Source organism: Solimonas flava DSM 18980, from assembly GCF_000426685.1.
GTDB lineage: Bacteria > Pseudomonadota > Gammaproteobacteria > Nevskiales > Nevskiaceae > Solimonas > Solimonas flava.
In genome coordinates, this window is the sequence record NZ_AUFV01000001.1 from 69,417 (window position 1) to 85,855 (window position 16,439).

Here is a 16,439-nt window from a genome sequence, read left to right on the forward strand (position 1 = left end):
CGTTTCTCTATAATCGCGCGCTCCGCTCGCAGCGATCACGTTTCCGGAGAGATGTCCGAGTGGTTGAAGGAGCACGCCTGGAAAGCGTGTATACGGTTTATCGCCGTATCGCGGGTTCGAATCCCGCTCTCTCCGCCAGCTGTAAACGAAAAAGCCCACGCATCGCGTGGGCTTTTTCGTTGTGGCGCCTAGCTTCCGGGCTGGCCGGGTCTGGCGTCTAAATCGTCGCGGCCAGCCGCCGGATGTTTTGCGTGGCGGGGAGGATGGCGGCGCAGGCGCGCGCGGCTTCGGCGCCCTTGCGCACGAAATGCTCGCCGAAGAAACGCCGGTGCTCCTCGTGGTCGTGGAAGTGATGCGGCGTCAGCACGACGGACAGGATCGGCAGCTCCAGATCGAGCTGGCAGCGCATCAGGCCGTCGATCACGGCCTGCGCGACGAAGTCGTGGCGATAGATGCCGCCGTCGACGACGAGGCCGGCGGCGACGATCGCCGCGTAGCGGCCGCTCTTCGCCAGCAGGCGCGCGTGCAGCGGCAGCTCGTAGGCCCCGGGCACTTCGAAGGCCTCGATCTGCTCGGGCGCGTGGCCGAGTGCGGCGAACTCGGCGGCGAAGCCCTCGCGGGCCCGGTCGACGATCTCGCGATGCCAGCACGCCTGCACGAAGGCGATGCGCGGCGCGGCCGCGGCTTCGGCGGCGGACGGAGAGGAAGAGGGAAGAGACAGCGACAGGTTCATTGGCAACTCCGGTGGTATCGAATCGCGTGAACCCGGGGATGCAAACGAACCGCGCGGCCGCAAGGCCGCGCGAGACACCTGCTCTCGTAACCGGACTGTACCGTCGGCTTCGGAATCGCACCGAATCTGCTCGTCCCTGGCCAAGACCAGGCGCCCGCGGGCTTGTGCGATCGCTCGCCATCACCGCCGGTGGGGAATTGCACCCCGCCCCGAGAACCGCGGCGCCCATGCGCCGCGCGGCGCGTACTGTGGAGAGGGCGCGGCCGGCGCGCAAGCGCTGGCCGGCCGTATGCCGGCTGAGCGCGGGATGGTGGCTGTATGGATTTACAGTCATCGGCCAGATCGAATACTGTATGGACGTACAGTTATCCGGGCTTCCGACATGGACCTGACGCCGCGCCAGGCTGAAATCCTCGCCTTCATCCGCCGCCATTGCGGCGAGCACGGCCTGCCGCCGACGCGGGCCGAGATCGTCACCGCCTTCGACTTCCGCTCGCCGACGGCGGCCGACGACCATTTGCGCGCGCTGGCGCGCAAGGGCGCGATCGAACTGCGGCCGGGCGTATCGCGCGGCATTCGCGTGCTTGAACCGGAAGATCCGCCGGAAGCGGCGAACGACGGCGTGCCGCTGGTCGGCCGCGTCGCCGCCGGCCTGCCGATGCTGGCGACCGAGAGCGTCGAGGGCTGGTACAAGCTCGACCGGCGCATGTTCGCCGCCGAGCCGGATTTCCTGCTGCGCGTGCAGGGCTGGTCGATGCGCGACGCCGGCATCCTGCCGGGCGATCTGCTCGCCGTGCAGCGCCGGGCCACGGCGCGCAACGGCGAGATCGTCGTCGCCCGCATCGGCGACGAGGTCACCGTCAAGCGCTTCGAGCGGCGCGGCGATCTCGTGCGCCTGCTCGCCGCCAATCCGGATTTCGCGCCGATCCGCATCGACCTGAGCCGCGAGGAACTGGTCATCGAGGGCCGCGTCGTCGGTCTGGTTCGCAATGGCGGCTTCGGCATTTCCTGAACAGGCGATGCGTGCGCGTGCGCCCTTGCCTGACGCCCTGCTGCGCGACGCGCGGCTCTGGCGCGGCAACGGCCAGGCGCCGCTGCGCGCCGAGCCGACCGGTCACGCCGCGCTCGACGCCCTGTTGCCGGGCGGCGGCTGGCCCTGTGCGGCACTCAGCGAGATCGTCTATCCGGCGCCCGGGGCCGGCGAGCTGCAGCTGGCGATGCCGCTGCTCGTGCGTCTGGCGCGTGCGGAGCAGGCGTTGGCGATGGTCGCGCCGCCGCATCTGCCGTACGCGCCGGGGCTGGTGCAACAGGGGTTGGCGACGCAGCGCCTGCTGGTCGTCGACACGCGCGACGAGGCCGACGCGCTGTGGGCGGCCGAGGAACTGCTGCGCGCCCGGGCCGGTGCCGTGCTGCTGTGGCAGGACGCGATCGCGCCGACCGCGCAGCGGCGCCTGCAGCTCGCCGCCGAGCACGGCGGCGGCTTCGCCTTGGTCTATCGGTGCGTCGCACGGCGCGACACCGCGTCGGTCGCGGCGCTGCGGCTCGGCATCGAGCGCGTCGCCGGATCGGCGCGCGTCGAGGTGCTGAAGTGCCGCGGCGCACGGCCGGACCGGGCCTGCGCGATTGCCGCATGAGGCGCGCATGCTGTGGCTCTGCCTGCATCTCCCGCGCCTGCCGGCCGAGGCGCTCGGCTTGCGCGATCCCTTCGACGTCGTCACCGAGCAGCGCGGCGCCAGCCGCTGGCTGATCACGGCGGGACCGAACGTCGCGGCCGGCACGCCGCTCGGCACCGCGCTGTCGCTGCAGCCCTTGCTGCGTCCGCAGCCGCGCCACGCGCGCGCCGAGCGCGCGGCGCTGCTCGGCTTGGCCTACCGGCTGTACCACTACGGCAGTCCGGTGCACCTGGAGATTCGCGAATTCGCCGAGACCGGCCGCGTGCCGCAGGCCCTGCTGTGGGTCGAGATCGCCGCGAGCCTGCGCCTGTTCGGCGGTTACGACGCGTTGCGCGAGCGTCTTTGCGCCGAACTCGCCGAGACCGGGCAGCACGCGCAGCTGTCGGTGGCGCCGACGCGCGCCGCCGCGGCTCTGCTGGCCGGCCTTGGCGGTGCTGCGCCCATCCGCGGACTGGATGCGCTCGAACGCCGGCTCGCCGCACTGCCGGTGACGGCGCTGCCGTGGCCCGGTGCCCAGCTCGAAGCCCTGCACGGCGTCGGCCTGCGCCGGCTCGGCGAGCTGCGCGCGCTGCCGCGCGCCGCGTTCGCGCGCCGCTTCGGCGCCGGGCGTCTGCTCGAACTCGATCGCCTGTACGGTCAGGCCGCCGAGCCGGCCGAGGCGATCGTGCCGCCGCCTCGTTTTCGCCGTCGCTTCGAGCTGGCCGGCGAGATCGAGCAGGTCGAGCCGTTGCTGTTCCCGCTGCGCCGCCTGGCCTACGAGCTGCAGGCCTGGCTGCGCGCGCGCGACGTGACGCTGCGCGAGGTCCGGCTCGAGGCGCTGCACGCGCAGCGCCGGCGTACGCGCTTCACGCTGCGTTTCCTCGATGCGCACCGCGACGGCGCGCGCATTCTCGGCGGCCTGCAGGAAAGGCTCGCCCGCGAGCCGCTGCCGGCGGCCGTGCGTGCGCTCGAACTGCAGGCGACCGAACTCGCCGACGCCTGCGTCGTGCAGACGGATCTGTTCGCGCGCAGCGACGGGCAGGGCGAGTGGACGGCTGCGGTCGAGCGCATCGCCGCGCGCCTCGGCGCGCCTGCGGTGTGGACGCCGGCGCCGCAGGCCGACCATCGCCCGGAGCGGGCCTGGCGCAGCGACGGCGCGGGCGAGGCGGTCACGCCGCGGCAGCGACCGCTGTGGCTGCTGCAGCGGCCGCTGCCGCTGCCGGCGATGCCGGCGCCGCCGGCCGCGATCGAGCGCATCGAAAGCGGTTGGTGGGACGGCGACGACCAGCGCCGCGACTACGGTGTGACCGAGTGGCAGGGCCAGCGCGCCTGGGTCTTCCGCACGCCGGACGGCCGCTGGTTCCTGCACGGCCTCTGGGGCTGAACGTGAGCTACGCGGAACTGCACGCGGTATCGGCGTTCAGCTTTCAGCGCGGCGCATCCTTGCCGCAGGAGCTGATGATGCAGGCGAGCGCGCTCGGCTATGCGGCGCTGGCCCTGACCGACGAGTGCTCGATGGCCGGCGTCGTGCGCGCGTACGAAGCGCAGAAGCGCCTGCGCGAGGACGGCGCGCCCGTGCCCGAGTTGCTGATCGGCAGCGAGCTGAACGCCGAGGACGGTCTGCGCTGCGTCGCCCTCGCCGAATCGTCGCGCGGCTATGCCAATCTGTGCCGCGCGATCACCCAGGCGCGCCGCGCCGGCGACAAGGGCCGTTACCGGCTGGTGCGCGAGGATCTCGCCGCTCTCGACGAATGCTGCCTGCTGTGGCTGCCCGGCGATGGCGACGACGACGAATCGCTCGTCTGGCTGCACGAGCGCCATGCGGGCCGCGTGTGGATCGCCGTCGAGCTGCATCGCGACGGCGAGGACGCGCGCAAGCTGGCGCGCCTGCAGGCGCTGGGCCGGCGCTACGACGTGCCGCTGGTGGCGAGCGGCGACGTGCACATGCACGTCGCACGGCGCCGCGCGCTGCAGGACGTGATGACGGCGCTGCGTCATCACCTGCCGGTGGCGCGCTGCGGCCATCGCCTGTTTCCGAACGCCGAGCGTCACTTGCGCAGGCTCGATGATCTGGCCGCGCTGTATCCGCGCGCGCTGCTCGACGAGAGCCTGAACGTCGCCGCGCGCTGCCGCTTTCGCATCGAGTCGGTGAAATACCGCTATCCGAAGGAGATCGTCGGCGCCGGCCACACGCCGACCAGCTGGCTGCGCCAGCTGGTCGAGACGCGGATTCCCACGCGCTGGCCGGACGGCTGTCCCGCCCAGGTGCGAAAGACGATCGAGCACGAGCTGGCGCTGATCGCGCAGAAGGAATACGAAGCTTTCTTCCTGACCGTCTACCAGATCGTCCAGTACGCGCGCGAACGCGGCATTCTCTGCCAGGGTCGCGGCAGCGCCGCGAATTCGGTCGTCTGCTACGTGCTCGGCATCACCGAGGTCAATCCGGAGTTCAACGCGCTGCTGTTCGAGCGCTTCGTGTCGATCGAGCGCGACGAGCCGCCGGACATCGACGTCGATTTCGAGCACGAGCGGCGCGAGGAGGTGATCCAGCATATCTACGCCACCTACGGGCGCGAGCGAGCGGCGCTCGCGGCGACGGTGATCGGTTACCGGCCGCGCTCGGCGCTGCGCGACGTCGGCCGCGCGCTGGAGATCGGCGCCGAGGTGATCGACCGCGTCACCAAGTCGCTGGCCTGGTGGGACAGCCCGGACGGGCTGGCGGAGCGCCTGAAAGTGGTGGGCGTCGATCCGTCGGCGCCGCGCATCCGCCTGTGGCTGCAGCTGGCCGGCGAACTGCTCGAAGGCAACGGCTTTCCCCGCCATCTGTCGCAGCACGTCGGCGGTTTCGTGATTGCCGACGGACCGCTGCACGAGCTGGTGCCGGTCGAGAACGCGGCGATGGCGGAGCGCACGATCATCCAGTGGGACAAGGACGATCTGGAATCGCTCAATCTGCTGAAGGTCGACGTGCTGGCGCTGGGCATGCTCAGCGCGCTGCGGCGCATGTTCGAGCACCTGCGCGAGTTCGGCGACACCTCGGTCGACTACCGCTCGATCCAGGATCGGGGTTACGACACCGACGAGCCGACCCGGCAGACCTACGACATGGTGTCGGCGGCGCAGACCGTCGGCGTGTTCCAGATCGAATCGCGCGCGCAGATGACGATGCTGCCGCGGCTGCGGCCGAAGACCCTGTACGACCTGACGGTGCAGGTCGCGATCGTGCGGCCGGGCCCGATCCAGGGCGGCATGGTGCATCCGTACCTGAGGCAGCGGCACATGAATCCGGACGACATCCGGTATCCCCGGGGCCAGGACGATCCGATCCGGAGCGTGCTGGGGCGCACCTCCGGCGTGCCGATCTTCCAGGAGCAGGTGATGCAGATCGCGATGGTCGCCGCCGGCTTCTCGGCGAGCCGCGCCGATGCGCTGCGCCGGGCGATGGCGGCGTGGAAGCGCAACGGCCATGTCGACCGCTTCCGCGACGAGCTGATGAGTGGCATGAAGAAAAACGGCTACGACGACGCCTATGCCGCGCGCATCTTCAAGCAGATCGAAGGCTTCGGCTCCTACGGTTTTCCGGAAAGCCATGCGGCGAGTTTCGCGCTGCTCGCCTACAAATCGGCGTGGCTCAAGCGCCACCGGCCGGCGGCGTTCATTTGCGGGCTGATCAACGCGCAGCCGATGGGCTTCTATCCGGTATCGATGCTGGTCGCCGAAGCGCGGCGGATGGACGTCGAGCTGCGGCCGATCGACGTGCAGGCGAGTCGCTGGGATTGCCATCTGGAGCGCGACGCGCGCGACCAGGCGGCGATCCGGCTCGGCCTGCGTCTGGTCAAGGGCTTCGGCGAAGCGCCGGCGCTGCGTCTCGTCGCGGCCCGCGCGCACGGCGCGTTCCGCGACGTCGATGATCTGGCGCGGCGTGCCGCGCTGACGGGCCGCGAGCTCGATCTGCTGGCCGGCGCCGACGCGCTGGCCGCGCTTGCCGGCCACCGTTTTCAGGCGCGCTGGCAGGCGCGCGGACATGCGCGGCTCGACGGCCTGCTGCGCGATGCCGCGCTGCCGGACGAGGCGGCATCGCTGCGCGCACCGAGCGAGGGCGAGGCGGTCTACGCCGACTATCGCGCGACCGAGCTGAGCCTGCGCCGGCATCCGGCGGCGCTGCTGCGCGAGCGGCTCGAACGGCAGCGCATCGTGCCCAATCACGCGCTGCGCGAGCGGGCCGACGGCGAGGTGGTGCGCGTCGCCGGCATGGTGATGTTCCGCCAGCGGCCGGGTTCGGCGAGCGGCACGATGTTCCTCACGCTCGAGGACGAGACCGGCGTGGTCAATCTGATCGTGCGTCCGGCGCTGATCGAGGCACAGCGCGAGATCGTCGTCGGCGGCCGCTTCCTGCTGGCCCGCGGCCGCCTGCAGAAGCAGGGCTCGGACGCCGACGGCTGGGTGATCCATGTCGTCGCCGAGGCTTTTGCCGACCGCTCGCACTGGATCGACGGCCTGCCGTATCTGTCGCGCGATTTCCACTGAGTGCGGCGGCGTCGCGCGTCGCGGCGGGGTTCCGCATTTTCTGCGCCGCCGGCATTGTTCATAGGCGACGCTCCCCCTATAATCGCGCCCCTTGCCGAAATAGCTCAGTCGGTAGAGCGACTGATTCGTAATCAGTAGGTCGCAGGTTCGATTCCTGTTTTCGGCACCAGGCTGCAACGAAAAACCCCGCCTTCCGGCGGGGTTTTTCGTTTGGCGCGTCCGCGCGATGCGGGCCGGCGGTCTACAGGCGCTGGCCGCTGGTGCCGCGGCTGTCGGGGCCGAGCAGCCACAGCAGCGCCGGCGTCGCGGCGTCCGGCAGCGGCGAGTGTTCGATCGGTTCGCCCGGATAGCCCTTCAGGCGCGTGCCGCTGCGCATCGGCCCGGGGTCGTAGGTGTTGATGCGCAGGCGCGCATTGCTGCGCAGTTCGGCGGCCCAGATCTGCGCCATCTGCTCGACGCCGGCCTTGGCGACGGCATAGGCGCCGCCGAATGCGCGCGCGTCGCGGCCCTGACGGTCGCTGACGAACACGATCGACGCGTCCGGCGCCTGGCCGAGCAGCGGCAGGCAGTGGCGCGTCAGCGCGAACGCGGCGGTCAGATTGACCTGCAGGCTCTCGATCCATTCCTTCGGCTCGACGTCGTACAGCGGCGTGTAGGCCTTGAAGTGGGCGGCGCAGTGCAGCAGGCCGTCGAGGCGGCCGAATTCGCGCTCGATCGTGCTCGCCAGCTCGAAGTAGTCGGCCCAGGTCGCGCCGGCGAGGTTCATCGGGTAGATCGCCGCCGCGCCGCCGGCGGCGCCGATCTCGTCGTAGACGGCTTCGAGCTTGGCCACGGTGCGGCCGAGCAGGATCACCGTCGCGCCATGGCGGGCGCAGGCCAGCGCCGCCGCCCGGCCGAGGCCGTCGCCGGCGCCGGTGATGAGCAGGTGGCGGCCCTGCAGCAGGTCGGGAGCGGGCGTGTACGAGGCGGGCAGGGCGGGCATGGCGGCGGGTGGGTCGGGAAGGAAAGGCGTCGGCGCGGCGGCGGCAACGCCGGGAGGTCAGCGCGCGGCGGGACGCGCCGTTCAGCGCATGCCGGCTTGCAGCCAGCGTTCGACGGCCTGCGGCGTCAGCGCCGGCCGGTAGGCGCGGCCTTCGGCGTAGTCGCCGCCGAGCTGCTCGATCAGCGCGCGCTCCGCTTCGTGGTCGACGCCGGCGTAGACGATGCGCAGTCGCAGCATGCGCACCAGCTCGACGAGCTTGCGCAAGGCGTCGCGCACCAGCGGCTCCGTGCCGGCGCGGCTGATCAGCGCCGGCGCGAAGCGGTATTCGTCGAGCGGATAGTAGAGCGCGGTCAGCGCCGAGGCGCCGGGCTCGCCGACGCCGTCGAGGCACAGCGACAGCCCGGCCTGGCGCAGTGCGGCGAGCTGCGCGCGCTGCGCGTCGCCGGCCAGCGCCAGTGCGCGTTCGCCGATCTCGAGCACCAGCGCCGAGCCCGGCAGATCGTGCGAGTGCAGCATGCGCTGGATCAGATCCTCGAAGCCCAGTTCGCGCACTGCGGCGTCCGGCAGGCGCAGCACCAGCTGCAGCTGCGGCGCGCCGTTGGCGCGCCAGGCGGACAGACGCGCGAGGCCTTCACGCAGCAGCCAGGTCGTCAGGCCGTGGACGAGGCTGACACGGTCCGGCAGATGCAGGAAATCGGCTTCGCCGAGCCGGCCACGACGCGGATGTTCCCAGTACGGCAGCAGGCGCACGCGCGGCGGCAGGCCGGCGCGCAGCGGCGTCTGCAGCTGGTAGTCGTCGCCGAGTCCTTCGTTGTAGAGCGCGCCGTGCAGCTCGGCCGACAGGCGCGAGGCCTCGGTGCGGGCGTCGTCGAGCGTCGGCTCGTAGACCAGGTAGTCGCGGCGCGCGGCGACCGCCGCGTACTTCGCGGTCTCGGCGTGGCGCAGCAGGGTCTCGGCATCCGGGCCATGCGCCGGATAGAGCGCGATGCCGATGCTGGCGCGCAGCGAGAAGGCGCTGCGGCCGACCGTGATCGGCACGTCGAGCGCGAGCTGCAGGCGGCTGGCGTAGTGGCGCGCCGTGGTCTCGTCGCTGGCCTGCGCGACGAGGATGCCGAAGTCGTCGTGGCCGAAGTGGGCCAGCAGGTCGCCGCCGCCGGTGACGTTCTGCAGGCGCTCGCCGAGCTGGCCGATGTACTGGGCGGCGGCCGCCTCGCCGTGCGCTTGGGCGATCTCGTGATAGTGCTCGGTGGTCAGCACCAGCACCGCGAAGCCGCCGCTGCGCTTGCCGTCGAGACGGTGGATCGCGGTGTTGATCGCGCCGGCCAGCGCGTGGCGGTTCGGCAGGCCGGTGGCGTGGCCGGCGACCGACTGGCGGCTCAGCTCGTACTGCAGGCGGTTGGCCTCGTCGCGCAGCTCGCGGGTTTCGTCGAGCACCAGCGCGCCGGCCTGGTAGGACATCACGCTGCCGATGTACTGGCCCCAGATCAGGAAGGCGATCGGCATCAGGTCCAGCGCCCACAGCGCCGGATTGTTCTGCTGCACGTCGAGCAGACCGCCGAGCGTGTAGTCGCCGTGCTCGTACTGGCAGCTCAGCAGGGTCGCGGCGAGGATCGCCAGCAGGGCGACGCCGAGCCCCATCCACGCGTAGCGATTGGCGCGGCCGCGCAGCAGCCGCGCCATGCGGTCGAGGCTCTGCAAGCCACTCTTGCCCGGTGATCGCCAGCTCATGATGTCCCCCAACCCCCGGTGCCTAGCTTAGCCGGACGCCTGCAGCCAGGCGACGATGTCGTGCGGCGTCGCGGCGATGCGTTCGGCGCCCCAGCTGCCGATCGGGCCTTCGGCGCCGAGGTAACCCCAGTCGGCGGCGATCGTCAGCATGCCGGCGGCCTGGCCGGCGACGATGTCGCGCTTGTCGTCGCCGACGTACCAGCAGGCCCGCGGCGGCAGGCCGAGCAGCTCGCAGGCGCGCAGCAGCGCGTCGGGTGCCGGCTTCGGGCGCGGTACCTGATCGGCGCTGACCGCGCAGTCGGCGCGCAGCGCCAGGCCTTCGAGCAGCGGCAGCGTCAGTGCCGCGGCCTTGTTGGTGACCACGCCCCAGCGCAGGCCGGCGGTGCCGATCGCCTGCAGCAGCTCGGCCATGCCGTCGAACAAGGCCGAGTGGCGGACCAGACGCGCGCGGTAGAACGCCAGGAAGCGCTCGACGCGCGCGGCGTACTCGGCGTGCTGCGGCGTGATGCCGAGCGCCAGACCGAGCAGACCGCGCGCACCGGCCGAGGCGACCGGCCGGTAGTCGGCGAGCGGCAGCGGCGCCAGACCCAGTTCCTCACGCACCCGGTTGGCGGCATCGCCGAGGTCGGGCGCGGTGTCGACCAGCGTGCCGTCGAGGTCGAACAGCAGCGCGCGCGGCCGCACGGCGAACGCGTCCAGCGGCAGGGCGACGCTCATGCGGGCTTGCGGCAATGCATGAAGTAGTTGACGTCGATGTCGTCGGCCAGCCGTGCCGATTTCAGCAGCGGGTTGTAGCGCAGGCCCTTCATGCCGACGACCTCGAGGCCGGCAGCGCGCGCCCAGGCCGCCAGCTCCGACGGGCGAATGAACTTCTCGTAGTCGTGGGTGCCGCGCGGCACCAGGTTGAGCACGTATTCGGCCCCGACCACGGCGAGCGCGAAAGCCTTGGGGCTGCGGTTGATGGTCGAGAACACCAGATCGCCGCCGGGCCGGGCGAGGCGGGCGCAGGCGGCGATCACCGAGGCCGGGTCCGGCACGTGTTCGAGCATTTCCATGCAGCAGACCAGGTCGAACGCCTGCGGCCGCTCGGCGGCCAGCGCCTCGGCGCTGATCTGTCGGTAGTCGAGCCGGAACGCCGGCGGCGTGCGGCCGGATTCGAGGGCGTGCAGGCGCGCGACGTCGACCAGCTCGCCGGCCATGTCGATGCCGAGCACCTCGGCACCCTCGGCGGCCAGCGCCTCGCTGAGCAGTCCGCCGCCGCAGCCGATGTCGAGCGCGAGCTTGCCCTTGAGGCCGCCGGCGCATTGCGCGACGTAGCGCACGCGCGGCGGATTGATCTGGTGCAGCGTCGCCATTTCGCCGCGCGGGTCCCACCAGCGCGAGGCGAGGCGTTCGAAGTTGGCGATCTCGCGGGCATCGACGTTGCCGCGGGCATGTTCGGTGGTGGCGCTCATGGACGGATCTTCTGCCGCCACTCGGCGGCCCTGGCAATGACGGCGGTTTCGTCGAGCGTCGTCAGCTGCCGCCCGCGCAGCAGCGGACGACCGGCGACGAAGACGTCGCTGACCTGATCGCGGCCGGCGGCGTAGGCGAGCTGCGACAGGACGTTGTAGACCGGCTGGGTGGCCGGAGCGTGAAAGTCGACGGCGATGAAGTCGGCCGACTTGCCGGCGACCAGCGAGCCGATTTCCTGATCGAGCCCGAGGGCGCGGGCGCCGGCCAGCGTTGCCATGCGCAGCGCCGCCGGGGCCGCCAGCGCGCGCGTGTCGCCGCCGACCGCCTTGGCGAGCAGCGCCGCGGTGCGCAGCTCGCCGATCAGGTCGAGGTCGTTGTTGCTGGCGGCGCCGTCGGTGCCGATGCCGACGTTGGCGCCCGCCTTCAGCAGTTTGTCGACCGGGCAGAAGCCGCTGGCGAGCTTGAGGTTCGATTCCGGGCAGTGCGCGATGTGCACGCCGTACTCGGCCGCCTCGGCGATCTCGGCGTCGGTCAGCTGCGTCATGTGCACGGCGATGAAGTCCGGACCGAGCAGTTCGAGTGCCTTGAGTCGTGCCCACGGACGGCGGCCGCTCTGCTTGACGGCTTCGACGACCTCGAACTCGGTTTCATGCACATGCATGTGGATGCCGATGCCGAGTTCGTTGGCGTAGCGGCGGATCTTCTGCAGCGGCGCGTCGGACACCGTGTATGGCGCGTGCGGCGCGAAGATCGTGCGCACCAGCGGCGTGTCGCGCAGCGCGTCGTGCAGCTCCAGGCCCTTGTGGATGTAGTCGTCGGCGCCGCTGCCCCAGGCGGTCGGGAAGTCGAACACGACCAGGCCGACCGTCGCGCGCAGGCCCGCTTCGCGGGCGACGCGGGCCGTCGCGTCCGGGAAGAAGTACATGTCGTTCACGCAGGTCGTGCCGCCGCGGATCATCTCGGCGAACGCCAGGCGCAGGCCGTCCGCGCAGAACGCGGCCCCGACGTGTGCGCCCTCGGCCGGCCAGATGTGGTTCTGCAGCCAGTCCATCAGCGGCAGGTCGTCGGCGATGCCGCGCAGCAGGCTCATCGCCGCGTGCGTGTGCAGGTTGACGAGGCCCGGCAGCACGGCGTGCTGCGGCAACGCGATGGTCTCGCGGGCCTGATAGCGCGTCTGCGCCTCGGCCAGCGGCAGGACGGCTTCGATGCGGCCGGCGTCGACGACAAGCGCGTGTGCTTCGAGCACGACGCCCTCGGGCTCGATCGGTACGAGCCAGCGCGGCGTCACCAGCAGGTCTACGGTCTGCATGCAGTGGCGGAAGTCGGGGATGGATAGAATGTCGGATCAAGTTTACCCGAGGCCGTCATGTCTGCCGTTGACCTTTCCGCTGTGCGCCCCGAACCGGTGAAACCGCTGATCTGGGAGGGCGACCACCTGCGGCTGCTCGACCAGCGCGTGCTGCCGGGCGAGCTGCGCTACCTGCGCTGCGAGAGCGCCGGCGATATCGCCGACGCGATCCACGGCATGGCGGTGCGTGGCGCGCCGGCGATCGGCATCGCTGCCGCCTACGGCATGGTGCTGGCGCTGCGCGCCGATCCGGACGGCGTGCAGCGCGCCTTCGATCTGCTCGCCGCGTCGCGGCCGACGGCGGTGAACCTGCGCTGGGCGCTGGAGCGCATGCGCGGCCTGTGGCTGGATCGCCCGGACCTTGCCGCGCTCGAAGCCGAGGCGGTGAAGATCCACGACGAGGATCTGGCGCAGAACCTGAAAATGGGGGCGTTCGGCGCGGCCCTGATCGGTTCGAACGCGAGCGTCATCACCCATTGCAACACCGGCGCGCTGGCGACCGGCGGTCACGGCACCGCGCTCGGCGTGATCCGCAGCGCCTACGCGCTGAACCGCATCGCCCGCGTCTACAACACCGAGACGCGGCCGTGGCTGCAGGGCGCACGGCTGACGGCCTGGGAGCTGCAGCAGGAGGGCATTCCGGCCAAGCTGATCGCCGACGGTGCCGCCGCGCATCTGATGAGCCGCGAGCAGATCGACTGGGTCATCGTCGGCGCCGACCGTATCGCCGAGAACGGCGATACCGCCAACAAGATCGGCACCTACGCGCTGGCGGTCGCCGCGCGCCGGCACGGCGTGAAGTTCATGGTGGTCGCGCCGAGCGGCACCTTCGACCTGCGCTGCCGCAGCGGCGCCGACATCCCGATCGAGGAGCGCGGTGCCGCCGAGCTCACCGAGTTCCGCGGCGTGCCGATCGCGCCGCACGGCTACGACGCCTTCAATCCGGTGTTCGACGTCACGCCGGCCGAGCTGATCGACGCCATCGTCTGCGAGTCCGGCGTCATCGCCAGGCCGAGCCGCGAGGCCGTCCGCGCAGTGCTGGGCTGAGCCGCGCCGGCAGGCCGCCGCGAAAGCCGCGCCCGAGCCGGAAAAGCGCTGCCAAGCCCGCGTCCGTGCTAGAATTTCGCGGTCGACAAGGGCTGCATCCAGGACTGCGGATGCGACGCCTTTTCCGCGCCGAAAACGAGAGCACGACGCCGGCGGCCGCGCCGGCGCGACGCCCGGGCCTTGATCCAGAACAGACCCCGTTACAACACGCTCCATGACCGATTTCGCCAAGGAAGTTCTCAGCGTCAATCTCGAAGACGAGATGCGCCGTTCGTATCTCGACTACGCGATGAGCGTCATCGTCGGCCGCGCGCTGCCGGATGCGCGTGACGGCCTGAAGCCGGTGCACCGTCGCGTGCTGTACGCGATGAAGGAACTCGGCAACGACTACAACAAGCCGTACAAGAAGTCGGCGCGTATCGTCGGCGACGTCATCGGTAAGTACCATCCGCACGGCGACACCGCCGTCTACGACACGATGGTGCGCATGGCGCAGGATTTCTCGATGCGCTACATGCTGGTCGACGGCCAGGGCAACTTCGGCTCGATCGACGGCGACATGCCGGCGGCGATGCGTTACACCGAAGTGCGCATGTCCAAGCTCGCGCACGAGCTGCTGGCCGACATCGACAAGGAAACGGTCGATTTTCAGCCGAACTACGACAGCTCGGAAACCGAACCTTCGGTGCTGCCGACCAAGATTCCGCAGCTGCTGGTCAACGGCGCGTCCGGCATCGCCGTCGGCATGGCGACCAACATCCCGCCGCACAATCTGTCCGAGGTCATCAACGGCTGCGTGGCGCTGATCGACAAGCCGGAGATCGAGCTGGCCGAGCTGATGCAGCACATTCCGGCGCCGGATTTCCCGACCGCCGGCCTGCTGCTCGACGCCGCCGGCCTGGCCGAGGCTTACGCGACCGGCCGCGGCCGCATCGTCGTGCGCGGCCGCACGCACTTCGAGGACATCGGCCACGACAAGCAGGCGATCATCGTCACCGAACTGCCGTACCAGGTGAACAAGGCGCGCCTGCTCGAGAAGATCGCCGAGCTGGTCAAGGACAAGAAGATCGAGGGCATCACCGAGCTGCGCGACGAATCGGACAAGTCCGGCATGCGCATGGTGATCGAGCTGCGCCGCGGCGAGAACGCCGACGTGGTGCTGAACAACCTGTTCCGCCACACGCAGCTGCAGGACAGCTTCAACTTCAACATGGTGGCGCTCGACAACGGCCAGCCGCGCCTGCTGTCGCTCAAGCAGCTGCTGGAGATCTTCGTGCGCCACCGCCGCGAGGTGGTGACGCGGCGCACCCGCTATCTGCTGCGCAAGGCGCGCGAGCGGGCGCACGTCTTGGAAGGCCTGTCGATCGCGCTCGCCAACATTGACGCCATCATCGAGCTGATCCGCCGTTCGCCGTCGCCGGCCGAGGCCAAGGCCGGCCTGATGGCGGGCATCTGGAATCCGGGTCCGGTCACGGCGATGCTGGAGCGCGCCGGTGCCGACGCCTCGCGGCCGTCCGATCTCGGCGCCGATTTCGGCATCGTCGAAGGTGGCTACCGGCTGTCCGAGGCGCAGGCCCAGGCGATCCTCGACCTGCGCCTGCATCGCCTCACCGGGCTCGAGCAGGACAAGATCCATGGCGAGTTCCGCGAGCTGATCGAGTCGATCCTCGACTACCTCGACATCCTCGGCTCCGAGGCGCGCCTGCTGTCGGTGATTCGCGGCGAGCTGCTCGAAATCCAGGCACAGTACGGCGACGCGCGCCGCACCGAGATCACCGACGCGGCGCTGAACATCGCGCACGAGGACCTGATCGTGCCGAAGGACATGGTCGTGACGCTCTCGCACGAGGGTTACGTCAAGGCCGTGGCACTCGACGAGTACCAGGCGCAGAAGCGCGGCGGCCGCGGCAAGATCGCCGCGACCACCAAGGAAGAGGACTTCGTCGACCGCCTGTGGGTCGCGCACTCGCACGACACGCTGCTGTGCTTCTCCAGCCTCGGCAAATGCTACAAGCTGCGCGTGTTCGAGCTGCCGAGCGGCTCGCGCGGCTCGCGCGGCAAGCCGTTCAACAACATGCTGCCGCTCGAAGCCGGCGAGAAGATCAACGCCGTGCTGCCGATCAAGAGCTTCGGTGCTGCCGCCGACACCGAGACGGCCGACGGCGCCCCGTACATCTTCATGGCGACGCGCCGCGGCACGGTCAAGAAGACGCCGCTGGCGGCGTTCCAGAACGTGCGCAGCAACGGCATCATCGCCGTCGACCTGCGCGTCGACGACGAGCTGGTCGGCGTGGCGCTGACGCAGGGCCGGGACGACGTCATCCTGATCTCCGACGCCGGCCGTGCGATCCGCTTCGACGAGGGCGACGTGCGCGCGATGGGTCGTGGTGCGACCGGCGTGCGCGGCATGCGCCTGATCAAGACCTTTGCCGGCGGCGACGAGGCCGGCGAAGAGGCGGTGGACGAGGCGGGCGGTGAACTTGCCGAGGGCGACGAGGCCGCCGACGCGCTGAACGACGGCGCCCGCATCATTGCCCTGATCGTCGCCGAGGGCGGCGACATCCTGACCGTTTCGGAGTTCGGCTACGGCAAGCGCACGCCGGTCGAGCAGTTTCCGCGTCGCGGTCGCGGCGGGCAGGGCGTGATCGCGCAATCGCTGTCGGACAAGACCGGGCGTCTGATCGGCGCCGTCACGGTCGACGACAGCCACGAAGTGATGCTGATCTCCGAGGACGGCAACCTGATCCGCTTCCGCACGACCGATGTGCGCACGATGAGTCGCAATACCCAGGGCGTGCGCCTGATGCGCCCGCAGGACGGAGACCGTCTGGTCGGCATCGACCGCATCCTGGCCGAGGACGACGACAGCCTGCCGGCGCTTGCGGTGCCGGTCGAAAACGGCGAGGACGCCGTCGGCGATCGCGAAGACGAATCGGCGAGTTCGTAAAATATCGAGCATAAAGAAGG

Annotated in this window: 12 protein-coding genes, 2 tRNA genes and 1 riboswitch; of the genes, 8 read left to right on the forward strand and 6 right to left on the reverse strand. The window is 70.6% G+C overall.

The annotated features are described in order from the left end of the window. Positions 1 to 45: 45 nt before the first annotated feature. Positions 46 to 138 (forward strand) — tRNA-Ser (locus K343_RS0100300). Between the two features lie 79 nt (positions 139 to 217). Here the strand turns inward: K343_RS0100300 and K343_RS0100305 are convergent. Next, positions 218 to 733: a 6,7-dimethyl-8-ribityllumazine synthase gene (locus tag K343_RS0100305; RefSeq protein ID WP_043111781.1), complete on the reverse strand. Its 516-nt coding sequence runs from the start codon at positions 731 to 733 to the stop codon at positions 218 to 220. Between the two features lie 76 nt (positions 734 to 809). Then, a riboswitch (FMN riboswitch) is annotated at positions 810 to 954 on the reverse strand. Between the two features lie 161 nt (positions 955 to 1,115). Here K343_RS0100305 and lexA point away from each other — a divergent pair. The 5 genes from lexA (at position 1,116) to K343_RS0100330 (ending at position 7,081) form a co-directional block, all read left to right on the forward strand. Continuing rightward, positions 1,116 to 1,745: a transcriptional repressor LexA gene (lexA, locus tag K343_RS0100310; protein ID WP_028006377.1), complete on the forward strand. Its 630-nt coding sequence runs from the start codon at positions 1,116 to 1,118 to the stop codon at positions 1,743 to 1,745. Between the two features lie 25 nt (positions 1,746 to 1,770). Then, a complete protein-coding gene (gene imuA / locus K343_RS0100315) occupies positions 1,771 to 2,367 on the forward strand; it encodes a translesion DNA synthesis-associated protein ImuA (protein ID WP_211226127.1) in 597 nt (198 codons plus the stop codon). Between the two features lie 7 nt (positions 2,368 to 2,374). Continuing rightward, entirely contained in the window at positions 2,375 to 3,769 is a 1,395-nt protein-coding gene (locus tag K343_RS20220) for a Y-family DNA polymerase (protein ID WP_051277791.1), read from the forward strand. 2 nt (positions 3,770 to 3,771) lie between these two features. Then, a complete protein-coding gene (locus K343_RS0100325; RefSeq protein WP_084615562.1) occupies positions 3,772 to 6,912 on the forward strand; it encodes an error-prone DNA polymerase in 3,141 nt (1,046 codons plus the stop codon). Between the two features lie 93 nt (positions 6,913 to 7,005). Further along, positions 7,006 to 7,081, forward strand: a tRNA-Thr gene (locus K343_RS0100330). A 72-nt stretch (positions 7,082 to 7,153) separates the two neighbouring features. Here K343_RS0100330 and K343_RS0100335 read toward each other — a convergent pair. From K343_RS0100335 to K343_RS0100355, 5 genes are all read right to left on the reverse strand, one after another. Continuing rightward, positions 7,154 to 7,894, reverse strand: a complete 741-nt coding sequence (locus K343_RS0100335; protein ID WP_043111783.1) for an SDR family NAD(P)-dependent oxidoreductase — start codon at positions 7,892 to 7,894, stop codon at positions 7,154 to 7,156. A gap of 81 nt (positions 7,895 to 7,975) precedes the next feature. Next, positions 7,976 to 9,622: an EAL domain-containing protein gene (locus K343_RS0100340; protein WP_084615563.1), complete on the reverse strand. Its 1,647-nt coding sequence runs from the start codon at positions 9,620 to 9,622 to the stop codon at positions 7,976 to 7,978. 27 nt (positions 9,623 to 9,649) lie between these two features. Continuing rightward, complete coding sequence (locus K343_RS0100345; RefSeq protein ID WP_051277792.1) at positions 9,650 to 10,339, reverse strand: HAD family hydrolase; 690 nt, start codon at positions 10,337 to 10,339, stop codon at positions 9,650 to 9,652. Continuing rightward, positions 10,336 to 11,076 (reverse strand): bifunctional 2-polyprenyl-6-hydroxyphenol methylase/3-demethylubiquinol 3-O-methyltransferase UbiG, encoded by a 741-nt coding sequence (gene ubiG / locus K343_RS0100350; RefSeq protein ID WP_028006383.1) that lies wholly within the window; start codon positions 11,074 to 11,076, stop codon positions 10,336 to 10,338. Before ubiG ends, K343_RS0100345 begins: the two co-directional genes overlap by 4 nt. After that, the gene (locus tag K343_RS0100355) at positions 11,073 to 12,386 is read right to left on the reverse strand and encodes a TRZ/ATZ family hydrolase (RefSeq protein ID WP_028006384.1); all 1,314 of its coding nucleotides are present in this window, start codon (positions 12,384 to 12,386) and stop codon (positions 11,073 to 11,075) included. Before K343_RS0100355 ends, ubiG begins: the two co-directional genes overlap by 4 nt. 57 nt (positions 12,387 to 12,443) lie before the next feature. On the opposite strand from K343_RS0100355, the gene mtnA reads away from it, so the two are divergent. Beyond that, the gene (mtnA, locus tag K343_RS0100360) at positions 12,444 to 13,472 is read left to right on the forward strand and encodes an S-methyl-5-thioribose-1-phosphate isomerase (RefSeq protein ID WP_043111785.1); all 1,029 of its coding nucleotides are present in this window, start codon (positions 12,444 to 12,446) and stop codon (positions 13,470 to 13,472) included. A gap of 214 nt (positions 13,473 to 13,686) precedes the next feature. Beyond that, complete coding sequence (gene gyrA / locus K343_RS0100365; protein WP_028006386.1) at positions 13,687 to 16,419, forward strand: DNA gyrase subunit A; 2,733 nt, start codon at positions 13,687 to 13,689, stop codon at positions 16,417 to 16,419. Positions 16,420 to 16,439: the final 20 nt, after the last annotated feature.